Annotated in this window: 30 protein-coding genes; 2 read left to right on the forward strand and 28 right to left on the reverse strand. The window is 43.3% G+C overall.

What is annotated here, in order from left to right:
* Positions 1-96 precede the first annotated feature (96 nt).
* Together CWB72_RS07690 and CWB72_RS07695 are read right to left on the reverse strand one after the other, a co-directional pair.
* A complete protein-coding gene (locus CWB72_RS07690) occupies positions 97-1,035 on the reverse strand; it encodes an alpha/beta fold hydrolase (protein WP_138630381.1) in 939 nt (312 codons plus the stop codon).
* Between the two features lie 20 nt (positions 1,036-1,055).
* Complete coding sequence (locus tag CWB72_RS07695; protein ID WP_138567692.1) at positions 1,056-1,946, reverse strand: virulence factor BrkB family protein; 891 nt, start codon at positions 1,944-1,946, stop codon at positions 1,056-1,058.
* 86 nt (positions 1,947-2,032) lie between these two features.
* Between CWB72_RS07695 and CWB72_RS07700 the strand changes: the two genes are divergently transcribed.
* Complete coding sequence (locus CWB72_RS07700; protein WP_138630383.1) at positions 2,033-2,674, forward strand: DUF2959 domain-containing protein; 642 nt, start codon at positions 2,033-2,035, stop codon at positions 2,672-2,674.
* 27 nt (positions 2,675-2,701) lie between these two features.
* On the opposite strand, the gene CWB72_RS07705 is transcribed toward CWB72_RS07700, so the two are convergent.
* The 12 genes from CWB72_RS07705 to rpsJ all read right to left on the reverse strand — a co-directional run bounded on the left by CWB72_RS07705 (position 2,702) and on the right by rpsJ (position 8,575).
* Positions 2,702-3,274, reverse strand: coding sequence for a hypothetical protein (locus tag CWB72_RS07705; protein ID WP_138630385.1), 573 nt, complete (start codon positions 3,272-3,274; stop codon positions 2,702-2,704).
* Positions 3,275-3,610: 336 nt separating this feature from the next.
* Positions 3,611-3,868, reverse strand: coding sequence for a 30S ribosomal protein S17 (rpsQ, locus tag CWB72_RS07710; RefSeq protein WP_138630387.1), 258 nt, complete (start codon positions 3,866-3,868; stop codon positions 3,611-3,613).
* Positions 3,868-4,059, reverse strand: coding sequence for a 50S ribosomal protein L29 (rpmC, locus tag CWB72_RS07715; protein ID WP_058031280.1), 192 nt, complete (start codon positions 4,057-4,059; stop codon positions 3,868-3,870). Before rpmC ends, rpsQ begins: the two co-directional genes overlap by 1 nt.
* The gene (gene rplP / locus CWB72_RS07720; protein WP_058031281.1) at positions 4,059-4,472 is read right to left on the reverse strand and encodes a 50S ribosomal protein L16; all 414 of its coding nucleotides are present in this window, start codon (positions 4,470-4,472) and stop codon (positions 4,059-4,061) included. The genes rpmC and rplP overlap by 1 nt, the downstream gene beginning before the upstream one ends.
* Positions 4,473-4,485: 13 nt before the next feature.
* On the reverse strand, positions 4,486-5,187 hold the full coding sequence (gene rpsC / locus CWB72_RS07725; RefSeq protein WP_058031282.1) for a 30S ribosomal protein S3: 702 nt from the start codon (positions 5,185-5,187) through the stop codon (positions 4,486-4,488).
* Positions 5,188-5,199: 12 nt separating this feature from the next.
* Positions 5,200-5,532, reverse strand: a complete 333-nt coding sequence (gene rplV, locus CWB72_RS07730) for a 50S ribosomal protein L22 (protein WP_058031283.1) — start codon at positions 5,530-5,532, stop codon at positions 5,200-5,202.
* Positions 5,533-5,544: 12 nt separating this feature from the next.
* Entirely contained in the window at positions 5,545-5,823 is a 279-nt protein-coding gene (rpsS, locus tag CWB72_RS07735) for a 30S ribosomal protein S19 (RefSeq protein WP_010561269.1), read from the reverse strand.
* Positions 5,824-5,839: 16 nt separating this feature from the next.
* The gene (gene rplB, locus CWB72_RS07740; protein WP_138567563.1) at positions 5,840-6,664 is read right to left on the reverse strand and encodes a 50S ribosomal protein L2; all 825 of its coding nucleotides are present in this window, start codon (positions 6,662-6,664) and stop codon (positions 5,840-5,842) included.
* Positions 6,665-6,681: 17 nt separating this feature from the next.
* Entirely contained in the window at positions 6,682-6,984 is a 303-nt protein-coding gene (gene rplW, locus CWB72_RS07745; RefSeq protein ID WP_058031285.1) for a 50S ribosomal protein L23, read from the reverse strand.
* Positions 6,981-7,583, reverse strand: coding sequence for a 50S ribosomal protein L4 (rplD, locus tag CWB72_RS07750; RefSeq protein WP_058031286.1), 603 nt, complete (start codon positions 7,581-7,583; stop codon positions 6,981-6,983). Before rplD ends, rplW begins: the two co-directional genes overlap by 4 nt.
* A 17-nt stretch (positions 7,584-7,600) precedes the next feature.
* Positions 7,601-8,236 (reverse strand): 50S ribosomal protein L3, encoded by a 636-nt coding sequence (gene rplC / locus CWB72_RS07755; protein ID WP_138630389.1) that lies wholly within the window; start codon positions 8,234-8,236, stop codon positions 7,601-7,603.
* A gap of 27 nt (positions 8,237-8,263) precedes the next feature.
* Complete coding sequence (rpsJ, locus tag CWB72_RS07760) at positions 8,264-8,575, reverse strand: 30S ribosomal protein S10 (RefSeq protein ID WP_005495349.1); 312 nt, start codon at positions 8,573-8,575, stop codon at positions 8,264-8,266.
* Between the two features lie 382 nt (positions 8,576-8,957).
* Here rpsJ and plsB point away from each other — a divergent pair, with 382 nt between their 5' ends.
* Entirely contained in the window at positions 8,958-11,384 is a 2,427-nt protein-coding gene (gene plsB / locus CWB72_RS07765; protein WP_138630391.1) for a glycerol-3-phosphate 1-O-acyltransferase PlsB, read from the forward strand.
* A gap of 426 nt (positions 11,385-11,810) precedes the next feature.
* Here the strand turns inward: plsB and rplQ are convergent, their stop codons facing one another.
* From rplQ to rpsN, 14 genes are all read right to left on the reverse strand, one after another.
* Entirely contained in the window at positions 11,811-12,209 is a 399-nt protein-coding gene (rplQ, locus tag CWB72_RS07770; protein ID WP_130256642.1) for a 50S ribosomal protein L17, read from the reverse strand.
* 38 nt (positions 12,210-12,247) lie between these two features.
* Positions 12,248-13,234 (reverse strand): DNA-directed RNA polymerase subunit alpha, encoded by a 987-nt coding sequence (locus tag CWB72_RS07775; protein ID WP_130256641.1) that lies wholly within the window; start codon positions 13,232-13,234, stop codon positions 12,248-12,250.
* Between the two features lie 24 nt (positions 13,235-13,258).
* Positions 13,259-13,879: a 30S ribosomal protein S4 gene (gene rpsD, locus CWB72_RS07780; protein ID WP_058031291.1), complete on the reverse strand. Its 621-nt coding sequence runs from the start codon at positions 13,877-13,879 to the stop codon at positions 13,259-13,261.
* Between the two features lie 18 nt (positions 13,880-13,897).
* Entirely contained in the window at positions 13,898-14,284 is a 387-nt protein-coding gene (gene rpsK / locus CWB72_RS07785; protein WP_010562279.1) for a 30S ribosomal protein S11, read from the reverse strand.
* Between the two features lie 13 nt (positions 14,285-14,297).
* Positions 14,298-14,654, reverse strand: coding sequence for a 30S ribosomal protein S13 (rpsM, locus tag CWB72_RS07790; RefSeq protein WP_058031679.1), 357 nt, complete (start codon positions 14,652-14,654; stop codon positions 14,298-14,300).
* Between the two features lie 127 nt (positions 14,655-14,781).
* Positions 14,782-14,895: a 50S ribosomal protein L36 gene (rpmJ, locus tag CWB72_RS07795; protein WP_002959476.1), complete on the reverse strand. Its 114-nt coding sequence runs from the start codon at positions 14,893-14,895 to the stop codon at positions 14,782-14,784.
* 22 nt (positions 14,896-14,917) lie between these two features.
* Complete coding sequence (gene secY / locus CWB72_RS07800) at positions 14,918-16,246, reverse strand: preprotein translocase subunit SecY (RefSeq protein WP_058031292.1); 1,329 nt, start codon at positions 16,244-16,246, stop codon at positions 14,918-14,920.
* Positions 16,247-16,257: 11 nt separating this feature from the next.
* Positions 16,258-16,692: a 50S ribosomal protein L15 gene (gene rplO, locus CWB72_RS07805; protein ID WP_130256640.1), complete on the reverse strand. Its 435-nt coding sequence runs from the start codon at positions 16,690-16,692 to the stop codon at positions 16,258-16,260.
* Between the two features lie 4 nt (positions 16,693-16,696).
* Entirely contained in the window at positions 16,697-16,876 is a 180-nt protein-coding gene (rpmD, locus tag CWB72_RS07810; protein WP_058031294.1) for a 50S ribosomal protein L30, read from the reverse strand.
* A 6-nt stretch (positions 16,877-16,882) separates the two neighbouring features.
* Positions 16,883-17,389, reverse strand: coding sequence for a 30S ribosomal protein S5 (gene rpsE / locus CWB72_RS07815; RefSeq protein ID WP_058031295.1), 507 nt, complete (start codon positions 17,387-17,389; stop codon positions 16,883-16,885).
* Positions 17,390-17,398: 9 nt separating this feature from the next.
* Positions 17,399-17,749: a 50S ribosomal protein L18 gene (gene rplR / locus CWB72_RS07820; RefSeq protein WP_058031296.1), complete on the reverse strand. Its 351-nt coding sequence runs from the start codon at positions 17,747-17,749 to the stop codon at positions 17,399-17,401.
* A 9-nt stretch (positions 17,750-17,758) separates the two neighbouring features.
* The gene (gene rplF, locus CWB72_RS07825; RefSeq protein WP_058031297.1) at positions 17,759-18,289 is read right to left on the reverse strand and encodes a 50S ribosomal protein L6; all 531 of its coding nucleotides are present in this window, start codon (positions 18,287-18,289) and stop codon (positions 17,759-17,761) included.
* Positions 18,290-18,302: 13 nt separating this feature from the next.
* Positions 18,303-18,695 carry a 30S ribosomal protein S8 gene (gene rpsH, locus CWB72_RS07830; protein WP_058031298.1) on the reverse strand — a complete coding sequence of 131 codons (393 nt, stop codon included), beginning with the start codon at positions 18,693-18,695 and terminating at the stop codon, positions 18,303-18,305.
* Positions 18,696-18,715: 20 nt separating this feature from the next.
* On the reverse strand, positions 18,716-19,021 hold the full coding sequence (rpsN, locus tag CWB72_RS07835; protein WP_058031299.1) for a 30S ribosomal protein S14: 306 nt from the start codon (positions 19,019-19,021) through the stop codon (positions 18,716-18,718).
* Between the last annotated feature and the right edge of the window lie 10 nt (positions 19,022-19,031).

A 19,031-nucleotide genomic window follows, 5' to 3' on the forward strand; every position in this document is an offset into this window, starting at 1 on the left:
ACTTTATTTAGAATGCGCTAAATATACCGAACTTAAGCATCTTCTTAAATAGCATTCACAGCGCTTCTTGCAACCGAGTATTCGACGCTCATAAGACTAGTGCAAGCGACACAGCATTAAGTCTGATGCACGAATAATGGCGTCCATATAGTCGCCTTCTCGCTGCGCGTGCCCGGCATTCTCCAATACATAAAATTGGGCCTTATGCTTTTGAGCAAATCGTTGCACGGGTGCATAACGACACAATAAATCATCTCGACTATGAATTAGCCAGCATGGTAGATGACAAAGCGATGCTTTAAATTCAGAAATATCGCAGAGCTGGGAGAAATTGTCTTCTTGGAAGAAGTGGCACATAACTTTTGCTTGCTGTATCGCACAATGTGCTTGTTCAACTCTAGTGATCTTTGCTCTTAAGCCAAGTGCTAATTTAGACTCCCAAGCCATCCACATATGAGCAGCTTTATGTTGTTCTAACTCATCATCTCCAGTCAATGAAGCATAATAATAGGTCAGTATCTCTTTTGCTGTTTTGAATCCACAGCTAAAATCTTGATAAAGCTCAGGGTAAAATTGGGCACCAGCACCGTCAGGTCCGTACAACCAGGTCAAATCAGACTGTTCAGCTAAAAAACTGGCCCACATGATCAACCCCAATACTCTTTCAGGGTAGTGTTGATAAAACAGAAGCGCTAATGTTGCTCCCCAAGAACCTCCCGCAATAACACTTTTTTCAATACCAAGATAATCGAGAAGTATATTTATATCTTTAACTAATTGAATGGGCGAGTTGTTTGTTAAGGAATCAGGAGTAGAGAGTCCAGAGCCTCGCTGGCTAAATAGAATAATGCGGTATTTTCGAGGGTTAAATAAACAACTTGAAGCCGGTAATAGCCCTGCCCCCGGTCCCCCATGACAAATAACAACTGGGATCCCATGCTCAGAACCATATTCTTCAACATGAATTTGTGCACCTTGCCCTACGGCAAGGTGAAAGCTTTGCCGAGCAGACTTAAATTCGTAACCAAGAGACATAGTACCTCCGAGGTTATCGCTTATTCCTGCTGGGAAATCTCCTGATGAAGTGAGCCTGTCTTTTGCTTAATACGCTCACTTAAGCAAACAGTAAATTCAGCGCCTAGTAGCACTACAATCCAAGATAAATATACCCACACAAATAAAATCGGTACTGTTGCTAATGCACCATAAATCACTTCGTATGATGGAAAGTGGCTAATGTACATTGCAAAACCTTTCTTGGTTAATTCAAAAAGTAGTGCAGCAAATAAGGCTCCAGGTATCGCAGCTTGAAAAGCAACTCTTGTATTTGGAACTAAAGTATAGAGCATAATAAAGCCAGCCATGGAAATAACGTATGGCAATAATTTCAGTAAAAAGCCGCTAAAACCAGGAATGCCTTGATCCGCAAACGAAACCAAAGAAACTATATAAGAGGTCACACCGATACTTGCACCAAGTAAAACAGGCCCCAATGTCAGAACCATCCAATAAATGGCAAACGAAATCATAAACGGTCGCTTCTCTTTTACCCGCCAAATTCGATTGAGCGCTGTATCTACATTTCTGATAAGCAGAAGTGCTACAGCGGCTAGAAAACTTATACCTACCGCCGTCATTTGATTCGCATTACCCGTAAAAGCACTTATATGCGACTTTATAGAGTCTGTTGATGTTGGTACAAAATTCGTAAAGATAAAGTTTTCAATCGCAACTCGAGTATCTTCAAAACCAGGAAAAGCAGAGAAAATTGCCACACCAACAGCGATTAAGGGGACCAAAGAGAGCAATGTTACATAGGCCAAATACCCTGCGTTAATGGTGATTTGATCTTCTTGGCAACGCTTAAAATAATGCTGCCACCAACTTGGTTGACGTGATAACCACGATTTCGCTTTCGACTGTAATTGCTGATATTGCAGATGCATAAAATTAAAATAAACAAGAAACGCTTTGCACATCATAGCAATCCACCCCATAATTTACATCAAGATAGTTAATAAATAGGTTGATTATGAAACATTTAGCTTTAGCAGCTGCGTTATGTTTAGGGCTCACTGCATGCCAAACTGTGTACTATTCCGCAATGGAAAAAGTAGGCGTACACAAACGTGAAATCTTAGTAGACAGAGTTGAAGCAACCAAAGAGTCACAGCAAACCTCTCAGCAAGAGTTTCAGACAGCCCTAGAAAGACTAACCACACTCGTTAACTTTGATGGCGGTGAACTACAAACAGCTTATGAGCAGCTTAATGACGACTATGAAACGAGCTTGTCTGCTGCTAATGATGTTTCAAGCAATATAGATAAAGTAGAGGACGTAGCTGAAGCTCTATTTGATGAATGGCAAGATGAACTCACTCAATATTCAAATGCAAACTTAAAACGTGAGAGTGAAAAAAAATTAAAACAAACACAAAGACAATTCTCAAAGCTACTTAAATCAATGCGTCGTAGTGAAGCTAAAATGCAGCCTGTTTTAGATTCGCTAAAAGACAACGTGCTGTACTTAAAACACAACTTAAATGCGCAAGCAGTTGCTGCCATTCGTGGTGAATTCGACGCACTAAAAGTAGATATTCAAAACTTAATTAATGACATGAACCGCTCTATTGCAGAATCAAATGCATTTATAGCCCAGATGAGCACCAACTAGACATTGCAGAGCAATTTACTACTCATCTTAAAAAGCCACTTGATACCAATTAAAGCCTGTAGTGCCACTGGCAAATAAGTGTTGGTTATTTAAGAAGGTTTCATCTTTTGCATAGTGAGCTATATTTTGTAATTCGGACCACTGCACCAAAATTATAAAATCTGGCTCATTACCCTTTGCCTTATCGACTTTTAACTTAAAAACGACATTAGCACCTAACTGCTCTCGCAATGTATCTGTAGCATTTAAATAAGCTTCATAATCGTCATTATCAGCAAGCCAAACTTGCGCCAATGTATAATGCTGATCTTGATCGGGTGTAAACACAAGCCCCTTACTTGTCGTTGCTTTTAAGAAAATCTTATCCATACCATCAGAAGTATTAACGTTATTATAAAACTGTACTCTGTCTTTGTTATCACCAAATAAGGTTTTTATCACCTTAGCATCTAGAATCGGTTTTCTTAACACATTACTAATTGGGTTCTTTTGTGTCTCATTAAACTGCATATAGATTGACTGCCCTTTAGCAATCTCTAATGCATAGGCATTAAAACTCAGAGTCCAAATGATACAAATTAATATTGCTTGTAATTTCATAAATATCTCCCTCTTTAAACATCTAATATGCTCAAAAGCACTTATGCCGAGATTTCTAATATTGATTAAAATCGAGCTAAGCTGTTTTTGATTGAGTACAAAATATATCCAGAATAAGTGACTGTAAGAAGACAATTATGATGATAAATTTTCACGTAATATGCATTTCAGAATACAAGTGTGGAATGAGAGAAATCTGTTGTTAAAGCTTAGGGTTTAGGGTTTAGGCTAAATAAAATTATAAAGCTGAAAAATACGATTGAGTCCTCTATAGACACAAAAGCCCCGGCTGATGCCGGGGCTTTTAAGCAATTATAAACTTAGTTTAAAACTAAATTAAGCTTGCTTAGGACTAGAAACAACGTCAACTAAAGTCCAAGATTTATTCTTAGAGATAGGCGCGCATTCACGAATAGTAACTACGTCACCTGCTTTAGCAGTGTTGCTCTCATCGTGCGCTTGCAACTTAGTTGTGCGCTTGATGAATTTACCGTAGATCGGGTGCTTAACCTGACGCTCGATAGCAACAACAATTGATTTGTCCATTTTATCGCTTACTACACGACCTTGAAGAGTACGGATCTTATCGCTCATTATGCACCTGCCTTCTGGTTAATAACCGTTTTAACACGCGCAATATTGCGACGTACTTTTCTCAGTTCGTGAGTTTGAGCTAGCTGACCAGTGCTCGCTTGCATGCGCAGGTTAAACTGCTCACGAAGTAGCTCTAGAAGTTCAGCATTTAGCTCTTCTACGCTTTTGTCTTTTAATTCGCTAGCTTTCATTACATTACCGTCCGAGTTACGAAAGTTGTCTTGAATGGTAGTTTACGAGAAGCAAGGTTGAATGCTTCACGAGCAAGCTCTTCAGAAACACCTTCCATTTCGTAAAGCACTTTACCAGGCTGAATTTCAGCAACCCAGTATTCAACAGAACCTTTACCTTTACCCATACGAACTTCAAGCGGCTTGTTTGTAATTGGCTTGTCTGGGAACACACGGATCCAGATTTTACCTTGACGCTTGATGTGACGAGTCATAGCACGACGAGCTGCTTCGATTTGACGAGCAGTCATACGACCACGACCTGTTGCTTTCAAGCCGAATGAACCGAAGCTAACTTTGTTACCGTTGTTCGCAAGACCACGGTTGCGGCCTTTATGAACCTTACGGAATTTTGTACGTTTTGGCTGTAACATTAATCGCTACCTCTTACTTAGCACTTTTTTTGGCTTTCTTCGGAGCACGTTTAGCTGGCTTCTCTTGCTCTTGTTTCAGTGGAAGACCACCGATAACTTCGCCTTTGAAGATCCAAACTTTAACACCGATGATACCGTAAGTGGTTAAAGCTTCAGAAGTTGCGTAATCGATATCAGCACGAAGTGTATGTAGAGGTACACGACCTTCACGATACCACTCAGAACGTGCGATTTCAGCACCGCCTAGACGACCGCTAACTTCAACTTTGATACCCTTAGCACCTAGACGCATTGCGTTCTGTACTGCGCGCTTCATAGCACGACGGAACATAACACGACGCTCTAACTGAGAAGAGATACCGTCAGCAACTAACTGTGCATCTAGCTCTGGCTTACGTACTTCTGCGATGTTGATTTGTGCAGGTACACCAGCAAGCTTAGTTACAGCTTGGCGAAGCTTTTCAACGTCTTCACCTTTTTTACCGATAACAACACCAGGACGAGCTGTGTGAATTGTTACACGGATTGATTTAGCTGGACGCTCGATAACGATTTTAGACACAGAAGCAGACTTCAATTCCTTAGTAAGGTATTGACGTACTTTGTGATCGCCAAAAAGCTGTTCAGAGAAATCTTTAGTATTCGCGTACCAAGTAGATACCCAAGGCTTTGAGATACCTAGGCGAATACCAGTAGGATGAACTTTTTGTCCCATTACTTATATCTCCTAGCTATCCGAAACCACAACAGTGATGTGGCTTGTACGCTTAAGGATGCGGTCTGCGCGTCCTTTAGCACGTGGCATAATACGCTTCATTGTAGGACCATCGTCCACAAAGATCGTAGCTACACGTAGCTCATCAATGTCAGCACCTTCGTTGTGCTCCGCGTTAGCGATAGCAGACTCTAGTACTTTCTTAACCAATACAGCCGCTTTCTTAGGGCTATATGCCAGGATTTCTAGTGCGCGATCAACCGGTAGTCCGCGGATCTGATCAGCAACTAGACGTGCTTTTTGCGCCGAACCAGAGGCGAATTTGTGTTTAGCTAATGCTTCCATCATACCCTCCGATTAACGCTTCTTCGCTTTCTTATCCGCAGCGTGACCGCGGTAAGTGCGTGTAGGTGCAAACTCACCTAGTTTGTGACCGATCATTTCGTCCGAAACAAATACAGGGACGTGCTGACGACCATTATGGACTGCGATGGTCAATCCGATCATATTAGGGATGATCATTGAACGACGGCTCCAAGTCTTGATAGGCTTCTTGTCACCGCTTTCCAACGCCTTCTCTACCTTCTTCAGCAAGTGTAGGTCAATGAATGGACCCTTCTTGAGAGAACGTGGCATGGCAATTCCTCAACTATTACTTAGTACGACGACGTACGATTAATTTATCAGTACGCTTGTTTTTACGTGTCTTCTTACCTTTAGTAGGTACACCCCATGGAGATACAGGATGACGACCACCAGAAGTACGACCTTCACCACCACCGTGCGGGTGGTCTACTGGGTTCATGGCAACACCACGAACTGTAGGACGGATACCACGCCAACGATTTGCACCAGCTTTACCTAGTGAACGTAGCATGTGTTCTGCGTTACCTACTTCACCTAAAGTTGCGCGACAATCAGCTTCAACTTTACGCATCTCGCCTGAACGTAGACGAAGTGTTACGTACTGACCTTCACGAGCAAGGATCTGAACGTATGCACCCGCTGAACGAGCGATTTGAGCACCTTTACCAGGCTTAAGCTCAACGTTGTGAACAGTAGAACCTACAGGCATGTTGCGCATTGGTAATGTGTTACCAGCCTTGATTGGTGCATCAACACCAGACTGAACAGTATCACCAGCTTTTAGGCCTTTAGGTGCGATGATGTAACGACGCTCACCGTCTGCATATAATACAAGAGCGATGTTTGCGCTACGGTTTGGATCATATTCTAAACGCTCAACTTTAGCCGGAATACCGTCTTTAGTACGTTTAAAATCGATTACACGGTAGTGTTGCTTATGACCACCACCGATGTGACGAACCGTGATACGACCGTTGTTGTTACGACCACCTGACTTAGAGTTTTTCTCTAGTAGCGGAGCGTATGGCTTACCCTTATGTAGATCTGGGTTAACCACTTTAACGACGTGACGACGACCCGCAGAAGTTGGTTTACACTTTTGAAGTGCCATAATTCTAACTCCCCTTATTACTCGGCGCCGCCGACAAAGTCTAGCTCGCTACCTTCTTTAAGAGTAACGTAGGCTTTCTTCCAGTCTGAACGACGACCGAAACGCATGCCAGTACGCTTTGTTTTACCCTTAACGTTAAGTGTGCGAACACCAGTTACTTCTACTTCAAAAAGCTTCTCAACAGCTGCTTTAACTTCAGCTTTAGTTGCGTCTGTTGCTACTTTGAAAACGATTGTGTTGTTTTCTTCAGCAGCAATAGTGCTCTTTTCAGAGATGTGTGGAGCAAGGATTACTTTTAAAAGACGTTCTTCACGGATCATGCTAGCGCCTCCTCAAGTTGCTTAACAGCACCTGCAGTAATTAATACCTTATCGAAAGCGATTAGGCTTACTGGGTCAATGCCAGCTACGTCACGTGTATCAACCTTGTATAGGTTACGTGCAGAAAGGAATAGATTCTCATCTACTTCTTCAGTCACGATTAACACGTCTTTAAGCTCAAGCTCTTTAAGCTTACCAACAAGCTCTTTAGTCTTAGGTGCTTCTAAACCGAAGTTTTCAACAACTACTAAACGCTCTTGGCGTACAAGCTCAGATAAGATGCTTTTGATCGCACCGCGATACATCTTACGGTTAACTTTTTGGCTGTGATCTTGCGGCTTAGCTGCAAAGCTCACACCACCGCTGCGCCAGATTGGGCTGCGGATTGTACCAGCACGTGCACGGCCAGTACCTTTTTGGCTGAATGGTTTCTTACCACCACCACGCACTTCAGAACGCGTCTTCTGAGCACGAGTACCTTGACGAGCACCTGCTGCGTATGCAACAACTACTTGGTGTACTAATGCTTCGTTAAACTCACGTCCAAAAGTAGCTTCGGAAACTTCAAGCGCGCCAGCGCCTTTAATTGCTAATTCCATCACTAAATCTCCAGGACTTATGCTTTAACAGCTGGTTTAACGATAACGTCACCGCCGATAGCGCCAGGTACTGCACCTTTAACTAAAAGCAGGTTACGCTCTGCGTCAACACGAACTAGTTCAAGATTCTGAGTCGTTGAACGCTCAGCACCCATGTGACCGGCCATTTTCTTACCTTTAAACACCTTACCAGGTGATTGGTTTTGACCGATTGAACCAGGAGCACGGTGAGAGATAGAGTTACCGTGTGTAGCGTCTTGCATGCTGAAATTCCAGCGCTTAACACCACCTTGGAAACCTTTACCTTTTGAAGTGCCAGTAACGTCAACTTTGTTCACGTCATTGAAAAGCTCAACTGTTAGTTCAGCACCAACTTCAAATTCACCTTCTCCGCCGTTAAGACGGAATTCCCACAGGCCACGACCCGCTTCAACACCAGCTTTAGCGAAGTGACCCGCTTCTGGTTTGTTTACACGGCTTGCTTTTTTCTCGCCTGCAGTAACTTGAAGCGCGTTATAACCGTCTGTAGCGTCAGATTTGATCTGCGTTACACGGTTAGGCGTCGCTTCGATAACTGTCACAGGGATAGATACACCATCTTCAGTGAAGATACGTGTCATACCCACTTTACGACCGACTAGACCTAATGCCATTTTCCTAAAACCTCTCTAATCTTCCGATTAACCCAGGCTGATTTGAACATCAACACCAGCAGCAAGGTCTAGGCGCATTAGAGCGTCTACAGTCTTGTCTGTTGGTTCTACGATGTCGATCAGACGTTTGTGGGTGCGGATTTCATACTGATCACGCGCGTCTTTGTTTACGTGCGGAGAGATCAATACAGTAAAACGTTCAAAGCGCGTAGGTAGTGGGATTGGACCACGTACTTGAGCACCAGTGCGTTTCGCAGTTTCCACGATTTCCGCCGTTGATTGGTCAATCAAACGGTGGTCAAAAGCTTTTAGGCGAATACGAATGCGTTGATTTGACATTCTTAAACCTCAAATAAAAAGAGCATTTAAAAAGAGCATAAAAAAACATCCGAAACCGTCTTAAACTTTAAGAGGTCGGGTGTTCTTCTATTTCTACCATTGAACTCCAAATCGGAGTTCCTGTTTAACGACTTGAAATCCAAGTCCTATAGCTGACTTTCTAACTCATAGCGAGCAGAAAGTTTGCGTATTATATAGAGACTGGCGATAAATGCAACAGTTTATCTTAATAAATCTCTTATCCCGCGCTACAGCGAATTAGTCGAGTTCTATTTGAAAACATCTACACTTAATAGAAGCTTCTGAGATTGATGCTTTTTTGTAAATGGTCAGTCCAGTATTTCCTTGGTATTCTATAGCAAATTTTTTAGCTGGTTATGATATGAATATTTTGACTCGCAGCACGAACGTAATCGCGGCTGCCGTAAACCGTATTTTAGTTAGGACAAAACTGCTACCGGACTCTCCTGTCGAGCAGTTTGAACTCGATCCATCTGTGCCTACGTTTTACGTTACACGTCTAAATTCAAAAGCAGATTTGGCTGCATTAGCAGCAGTATGTAAGCAGCTTGGCTTGCCAGACCCAAGAGAGCAACAATCACTCTCGGGAAAACAGATTGACCGTTTTATCCCGCTTGCTAACCCAACCCCGCTGTTTGGTGATAGAGCAAAACCCAGTGACGCACTTGAATTAGGCAAACAAATCTTCGATGCATTTAGTTTCTCTCCTGAGCAACACGCACAGGTTGTGCCTGTTACTATTCTCTGGGGCCGAAATCCAGGCAAAGAAAAACCAGGTCTCGGCACGCTATTCTCTCATTCAATGACTCCGAGCTGGTTAAGAAAATTTTTTGTTTTGTTGTTCTCTGGTAGAGATAACCTCGTTCGCTTTAGCCACCCCATTGAACTCAATCAGTTGATGACGGATAAAGCGGATGTTGACGAACTGCCGCACAAGTTACTTCGCGTGGCACGGGTGCACTTCAAACGTCAAAAATTGGCTGCAACTGGCCCCAAGTTACCTTCGAGAGAAGCACTGTTCTCAGGCTTACTTGCATCGCCAGGCATTAAGAATGCGATTGCAGACGAAGCTAAAGCGAAAGGGTTAAGTCATGAAGAAGCTAAGTTAAAAGCGAAAGAATTACTTGAGGAGATCGCAGCCAACTACTCTGATGCCATGATCAGAGTAGGAGACCGTATTTTAACTTGGTTGTGGAACAAACTTTATAATGGCATCGAAGTAAAATACGCAGAGCGTGTTCATGAGCTAACCAATAAAGGCCACGAAATTATTTATGTGCCTTGCCACCGCAGCCACATGGACTATCTGTTACTCACTTATGTTATCTATCACCAAGGGCTGGTACCTCCACATATCGCTGCAGGTGTAAATTTAAACTTCTTCCCTGCAGGAGGGATCTTCCGTCGCTCTGGTGCTTTCTTTATTCGCCGCTCATTTGCTGGAAATAAACTTTACTCAGCCATTTTCAAAGAGTACTTAAGCCAACTCTTTATGAAAGGTTATTCAGTTAAGTTTTATACTGAAGGTGGCCGCAGTAGAACTGGTCGTCTATTACCACCTAAAACAGGTATGTTAGCGATGACTATGCAAGCTATGCTGCGTGGTATTGAGCGACCAATCTCTATTGTGCCTGTTTATATCGGCTATGAGCATGTAATGGAGATTAATACCTATCTGAAAGAGCTTGCGGGTAATGACAAAAAGAACGAATCTATTTTTGCAGTATTTAAAGCGATAAAAAACCTCAAAAACTACGGTCGCGGTTATCTGAACTTCGGTGAACCAATCCCACTTCAACAATACCTAAATGAGCACCAACCTGATTGGCGTGCACATATTGGTGATGATAGTGCGAAGCCGCAATGGCTTAATACCCAAGTTGCTAATGTTGCACAAGACATCATGATCAATATAAACAGCGCCGCAGCACTAAATGCTGTTAACTTACTCGCCACAATTTTACTGAGTCGCAATCAATTTGCTTTAAGCAAACCAAAGCTACTAAAGCAGCTGGACTTTTATTTAGCACTTCAGCAGCAAGCAAAATATAACGATCAAGTGACGCTTCCTTCAGATGATGCACAATCATTACTTGAACATGCATTAAAGTTGAATAAGTTTGATGTGTTAACTGATGAGATGGGCGAAATTATCTCTATTAAGGAGAAAGAGCGCACACTATTTAATTACTATAGAAATAACATCATTCACCTTTTTGCTGTCCCGAGCATACTGGCACAGCTAATTTATCAAAAAACAGAAGTCTCTATTGAGACTGCAAATAAGACTGTGAATGCATTATATCCGTTGTTTGCGAAAGAATGGTTTTTAACAACACTGTCTGAGGACTATCTCCCGAATATCTTAAACAGCTTTGAACAACAGAAGCTGATCAGTATAGATAATTGTATCATCAAGCTCACTGCCAACAAGCAAGCGCAAGCTCAATTAGAAATGCTTGGTAACGTAATGCATCTAACCCTTGAACGTTACGCAATCACGACGACGCAGATCATCAACTCAGATGCGATTAAGCGCCAGCAGCTTGAAGCAGATTGCGAAGTGTTAGCCAAACGCTTAGGTACTTTACATGGCATAAAAAGCCCAGAGTTCTTTGATAAGAAGGTGCTTACCAATCTGATATCTGGGTTAAAGGAGCAAAACTATATCAGTATTTGTGAGCAAAACACCATCCATGCCCAAGAGGCCATTGCAAATTTACAATCGCATCTTACTGAATTATTGCCAGCCAGTATTTGGCAATCTATTCATGAGCACAGTAGTTGATACAAAGACTATAAAAGCCGCATTAAAATGCGGCTTTTTATTAACCATATTTAGATAGATATAAGTGCTATTTACTTCATTTTTCTAGTTTCTACCAATCTATCTTTGCAATCTAAAGTTATCTAAAACCAAAAACTGCTTATCATTAAGAGAATTTCTTAAAAGACATTAAGTACCCCCTTCCTGCCCTTTTAACTACTTAGGTAATTCAAGGCAAAACCGTTCACCCGACTAGAAATATTTATGAGCAAAGTTTTCAGCGTGTGATTAACTTGGAGTCATACTTACAAATTCAGAGGGTTAAATGAAAAATATCACGGATATTTAAGTTATCACTTAAGAACTAGAAAGCGGGGCAAGAAAAGGGGTTGTTCTAAAAACAAAAAGGCCGAGCAAAAGCTCGGCCTTTTCATGTCTTATAAAGACTTACTCTGCAGACTGTGCGTCTTCTTGAGTTTCTTCCGCAACTGGGCGGTCTAGAAGCTCAATGTAAGCCATTGGTGCGTTGTCACCTGTACGGAAGCCACACTTAAGAATACGAGTGTAACCACCTGGACGATCCGCAAAACGAGGACCGATCTCAGAGAACAATTTACCAACTACTTCTTTATCACGCGTGCGAGCAAACGCTAAACGGCGGTTTGCTACGCTGTCAGTCTTAGCCAGTGTGATTAAAGGTTCAATTACACTGCGCAACTCTTTCGCTTTAGGCAAAGTAGTTTTGATGATTTCGTGCTTCACCAAAGAACCAGCCATGTTGCTGAACATCGCTTTGCGATGGCTGCTGTTACGGTTTAATTGACGACCACTCTTACGATGGCGCATGACCCTATCCTTCTAACTAAACTAATATAGTAATCTGATTATTCAGCTAGACTTGCAGGTGGCCAATTTTCTAGGCGCATACCTAGAGATAGACCACGTGAAGCTAGCACGTCTTTGATCTCTGTTAGAGACTTCTTACCAAGGTTAGGCGTCTTAAGAAGCTCAACCTCAGTACGCTGTACCAGATCACCGATATATTGAATTTGCTCGGCTTTCAGACAGTTTGCTGAACGTACAGTAAGCTCTAAATCATCAACTGGACGAAGTAGAATCGGATCGAACTCCGGCTTCTCTTCTTTCTCTTCTGGCTCAGTCACATCACGTAAATCTACGAATGCTTCTAGTTGCTCAGCTAAGATAGTCGACGCACGACGGATCGCTTCTTCTGGATCTAATGTGCCGTTTGTTTCCATATCGATGATTAGTTTATCTAAATCTGTACGTTGTTCAACACGTGCTGATTCTACCGAGTACGCAATACGCTCAACTGGGCTGAATGATGCATCAAGCAACAGACGACCAATTGGGCGCTCATCGTCATCAGAGGATAAACGACTTGACGCCGGTACATAACCACGACCACGCTCAACACGAATACGCATGCTGATCTCGCTATTGTCAGCCGTTAGGTGACAAATCACGTGCTCAGGATTTGCGATTTCTACATCGCCATCATGTTGAATATCTGCCGCAGTCACAGGGCCTACACCAGATTTAGTCAGGGTAAGGAAAACTTCATCTTTACCTTCTAGAGATACTGCTAAGCCTTTTAGGTTTAACAAAATTTCAATGATGTCTTCTTGTACGCCTTCTTTCGCGCTGTACTCGTGTAATACACCGTCAATTTCAACTTCTGTCACTGCACAACCAGGCATAGATGACAATAGAATACGACGTAAAGCATTACCCAAAGTGTGACCAAAACCACGCTCAAGAGGTTCTAAAACAACTTTGGAACGTGTTGGGTTGATAGCGTCGATATCGACTAACCTTGGCTTTAGGAATTCGGTTACAGAACCCTGCATTTTATCCTCTCTTAACTCTTAACTTTACTTCGAGTAAAGTTCGACGATTAGTTGTTCGTTAATGTCCGCAGACAGATCAGAACGCTCTGGTAGGCGCTTGAAGCTACCTTCCATTTTCTTACCGTCAACTTCAATCCAAGTTGGCTTTTCACGTTGCTCAGCCAACTCTAGAGCAGCGATGATACGCGCTTGCTTTTTAGACTTCTCACGAATTACTACTACATCTTCAGGAGTAACTACGAAAGAAGGGATATTAACAACAGTACCATTAACCATAATCGCTTTGTGGCTAACTAGCTGACGTGCTTCAGCACGTGTGCTTGCAAAGCCCATGCGATATACAACATTGTCTAAACGTTGCTCTAGAAGCTGTAGTAGGTTTTCACCTGTATTACCTTTAAGGCGAGCAGCTTCTTTATAGTAGTTACGGAATTGCTTTTCTAGTACACCGTAGATACGACGAACTTTTTGCTTTTCACGTAATTGTAAACCGTAATCAGATAGACGACCCTTACGAGCGCCGTGCTGACCAGGTGCTGTTTCTAATTTACACTTAGAGTCGATTGCTCTCACGCCGCTCTTAAGGAACAGGTCAGTACCTTCACGACGACTTAGCTTGAGCTTAGGGCCCAAATATCTTGCCATGTTCTTTCTCCTAACCTATTAAACGCGACGTTTCTTCGGTGGACGACAACCATTATGAGGGATTGGCGTCACGTCAGTGATGTTTGTGATACGGTAACCAAGTGCATTTAATGCACGAACTGAAGATTCACGACCTGGACCTGGGCCCTTGATGAATACTTCTAGGTTCTTAAGACCGTACTCTTGTGCAGCAGTACCTGCGCGCTCAGCAGCAACCTGTGCGGCGAACGGAGTAGACTTACGAGAACCACGGAAACCAGAACCACCTGCAGTCGCCCAAGAAAGAGCATTACCTTGACGGTCAGTGATGGTCACAATCGTGTTGTTGAATGACGCATGAACGTGTGCCATACCGTCAGCAACTTGCTTTTTGACCTTTTTACGACGAATTGGTGCTTTAGCCATAACTTACCCCACCTTATTTCTTGATAGGCTTGCGAGGACCCTTACGAGTACGCGCGTTAGTCTTAGTACGCTGACCACGTAGTGGTAGCGAACGACGATGACGTAAGCCACGGAAACAACCAAGGTCCATAAGGCGCTTGATGTTTAGTGTAACTTCACGACGAAGGTCACCTTCAACAGTGTACTTACCTACTTCTTCACGAAGTACGTCAAGTGTTTCGTCAGAAAGATCACCGATTTTAGTTGTTTCGGCGATACCAGTCGCTGCTAAGATCGCCTTAGCGCGAGTTTTACCTACACCATAGATGCTTGTTAAACCGATAACAGCATGCTTATGATCAGGAACGTTAATGCCTGCGATACGGGCCACTAACATATCTCCTATAAATAAACTTGATTATCATCATGTTGGAAAGCCCGTATAGGATACCCAACCGATATTCAAGTTTTACCAATGAAACAGGCTAAGTAGTATTACTTAGCCTGCATGACTTTTATTAGCCTTGCCTTTGCTTGTGCTTAGGCTCACTGCAGATCACACGTACAACACCGGCACGCTTGATTACTTTACAGTTACGGCAAATTTTCTTAACGGAAGCACGTACTTTCATTACTCAACTCCGTAAACTAGCCTTAACGACCGTAGCCCTTAAGGTTTGCTTTTTTCAGCACAGAGTCATACTGATGAGACATCATATGAGTCTGTACTTGTGCCATAAAGTCCATGATCACTACAACGATAATCAAGATTGATGTACCGCCGAAGTAGAATGGCGTTTGCCACGCCATAGTCATAAACTCGGGCACTAGACAGATAAAGGTTATATACAACGCGCCCGCAAGGGTTAAGCGTGTCATCACTTTATCAATGTATTTTGATGTCTGTTCACCCGGACGAATGCCTGGAATAAAAGCGCCAGACTTTTTAAGGTTATCTGCTGTCTCACGCGGGTTAAATACCAACGCAGTGTAGAAGAAGCAGAAGAAGATAATAGCCGCAGCTAATACCATCGCATACAAAGGTTGACCAGGAGTCAACACTGCAGAGATAGCTTGTAGCACATCAGCGACCGGACCTTCACCTTGGCCGAACCAGCTTGCAATTGTACCAGGGAACAAAATGATACTGCTAGCAAAGATTGGTGGAATAACACCCGCCATATTAACTTTTAGAGGTAAATGCGTGCTTTGAGCTGCAAATACCTGACGACCTTGTTGACGCTTCGCATAGTTAACAACGATACGACGTTGACCACGCTCAAAGAACACAACAAGATAAGTTACTGCGAATACGATTACCGCAATCATTAGCAATACAAAAACATTCAAATCGCCTTGGCGCGCCATTTCGGCTGTCGAGCCAACAGCAGACGGCAGGTTAGCTACTATACCAACAAATATTAGAACTGAAATACCGTTACCGATACCACGCTCTGTAATTTGTTCACCCAGCCACATAAGGAACATAGTACCTGTTACTAAGCTCACCACAGCGGTGAAATAGAAACCGAAACCAGGGTTAACAACTAACCCGTCCATCATGCTTGGTAAGCCAGTGGCAATACCAATCGACTGGAATGTAGCAAGCACGAGCGTACCGTATCGAGTATACTGGCTGATTTTCTTACGACCTTGCTCACCTTCTTTCTTAAGTTCTATCATCGCAGGATGTATGTGCGTCAATAGCTGCATAATAATCGAAGCTGAGATGTAAGGCATAATACCCAGCGCTAATACCGAAGCACGCTCAAGCGCACCACCACTGAACATGTTGAACATTTCAACAATGGTGCCCTTTTGTTGCTCGAAGAACTCGGCAAGTACAGCGGCGTCAATCCCAGGGATCGGCACGAAAGAACCTAAACGGTAAATAATGATTGCACCTAATACAAATAGTAAACGGCGCTTTAATTCCGCTAAGCCACTTTGTGCACTTTGCATATCTTGACCTGGTTTAGCCATTGTGTACTTCCTTAGTCTTCTACCTTGCCTCCGGCAGCTTCAATTGCTTCGCGTGCACCTTTAGACACTTTAATGCCTTTAACAGTAACAGCGCGTGAAACTTCGCCAGATTTAACTACTTTAACGAACTGGATGTTCTTTTTAACTAGACCAGCTGCTTTTAGCGTATTTACATCTACCAAATCGCCTTCAACTTTAGCGATCTCGTATAGGTTTACTTCAGTAGATACTAGTGATTTACGTGAAGTGAAACCGAACTTAGGTAGACGTTGTTGCATAGGCATTTGACCGCCTTCGAAACCAACGCGTACTTTACCACCAGAACGTGATTTTTGACCTTTGTGACCACGGCCGCCAGTTTTACCTAGACCAGAACCGATACCACGACCAACACGTTTACCAGCAGTTTTTGAACCTGCAGCAGGAGAAAGAGTATTCAAACGCATCGAATTAGCCCTCTACCTTAACCATGTAAGAAACTTGGTTGATCATACCACGTACACATGCTGTATCTTCTAATTCAACAGTGTGGTTGATACGACGTAAACCAAGGCCACGTAAAGTTGCTTTATGCTTCGGTAAACGACCGATAGAGCTCTTTACTTGAGTAACTTTTACAGTATTTGCCATGGTTAATTACCCCTGAATTTGGTCAACAGTTAGACCACGCTTAGCAGCAATCTTCTCTGGAGAGTTCATGTTCTCAAGAGCAGCTACTGTAGCGCGAACGATGTTGATTGGGTTAGTTGAACCGTATGCTTTCGAAAGTACGTTCTGTACACCAGTTACTTCTAGTACTGCACGCATCGCACCACCTGCGATGATACCTGTACCCTCAGATGCTGGCTGCATGTATACTTTAGAACCCGCGTGGCGACCCTTGATTGGGTGCTGTAGCGTGTTGCCATTTAGGTCAACAGTGATCATGTTACGACGTGCTTTTTCCATTGCTTTTTGAATCGCAGCTGGAACTTCACGTGCTTTACCGTAACCAAAACCTACTTTACCTGCGCCATCACCAACTACTGTTAGTGCAGTGAAGCTAAAGATACGACCACCTTTAACTACCTTAGACACACGGTTTACCGCGATTAGCTTTTCAGCTAATTCTGGCTGTTGTGCTTTTGCTTCTACGTTAGCCATTGTCTACTCCTAGAATTGCAAGCCAGCTTCACGCGCTGCATCAGCAAGCGCCTTCACACGGCCGTGATATTTAAAGCCACTACGGTCAAAAGCAAGTTTTTCAATGCCTTTGTCTGCAGCGCGCTCAGCAATTGCTTTACCTACAGCTTGTGCTGCAGCGATGTTGCTAGTGCCTGTTAGGGCTTCTGCAATTGCTTTCTCAACAGTAGAAGCAGCAGCCAGCACAGTACCTTCAGCGTTTACTAGCTGAGCGTAGATGTGACGTGGCGTGCGGTGGATAACAAGACGCGTTGTGCCTTGTTCAATAAAATTTCTACGAGTGCGCTTAGCACGACGTAGACGAGCTGTTTTCTTATCCATCGTCTTACCTTACTTCTTCTTAGCTTCTTTACGACGCACGTGCTCATCAGCATAACGTACACCTTTACCTTTATAAGGCTCTGGCTCACGGTATGAACGGATGTTAGCAGCAGTTTGACCAACTAATTGTTTGTCAGCGCCTTTAACTACTAGTTCAGTTTGGCTAGGAGCTTCGATTGTGATGCCCTCAGGGATCTCGAAGTTCACTGGGTGTGAGAAGCCAAGCGTTAAGTCTAAAACTTTACCCTTAACTGCAGCACGGTAACCAACACCTACTAATTGAAGCTTTTTCTCGAAACCTTCGTTAACACCCTGGATCATGTTGTTGATCAGTGCACGTGCAGTACCAGCTTGAGCCCAAGCATTTGCTACGTCACGTGGAGCAGTAGTGATAACGTTGTCGTTTAAAGCAACTTCAACTGCATCGTTAACTACACGAGTTAACTCGCCGTTTTTGCCTTTAACTTTGATTTCCTGGCCAGCTAGTGTAACTTCAACACCGGCAGGAACTGCAATAGGAGCCTTCGCTATACGAGACATAGTTCCCCTCCGATTAAGCTACAAAGCCAATGATCTCACCGCCAATACCAGCACTACGTGCAGCACGGTCAGTCATTAAGCCTTTAGAAGTTGATACGATAGCGATACCTAAACCACCCATTACCTTTGGTAAGTCGTCACGTTTCTTATAGATACGTAGACCAGGGCGGCTAACACGCTGGATATTTTCGATTACAGCTTTGCCTTCGAAGTACTTAAGTTCGATAGTCAATTCTGGTTTTGCGTCGCCAGCTACTGCGAAGTCAGTAATATAACCTTCTTCTTTTAGTACTTTAGCAACTGCTACTTTCAGCTTTGAAGTTGGCATTGAAACTGATACCTTCTTCGCAGACTGACCGTTACGGATACGTGTGAATAAATCCGCAATAGGATCTTGCAAGCTCATGTCTTACTCCCGTGATTCTATTACCAAGAAGCCTTTTTAAGGCCAGGAATTTCACCGCGCATAGCAGCTTCGCGAACTTTGATACGGCTCATGCCGAACTTGCGAAGGAAACCATGTGGGCGGCCCGTGATGTTACAACGATTACGTTGACGTGCAGGGCTTGAATCACGCGGTAAAGACTGAAGCTTTAATACCGCGTCCCAACGATCATCTTCAGATGCGTTAACATCGCTGATGATAGCTTTTAGTGCAGCGCGCTTTTCAGCGTACTGTGCAACTAATTTAGTGCGCTTTGCTTCGCGCGCTTTCATTGAATTCTTTGCCATAACCCTACCC

Origin of the sequence: Pseudoalteromonas phenolica (genome assembly GCF_005886345.1) — a bacterium.
Lineage (GTDB): Bacteria > Pseudomonadota > Gammaproteobacteria > Enterobacterales > Alteromonadaceae > Pseudoalteromonas > Pseudoalteromonas phenolica_A.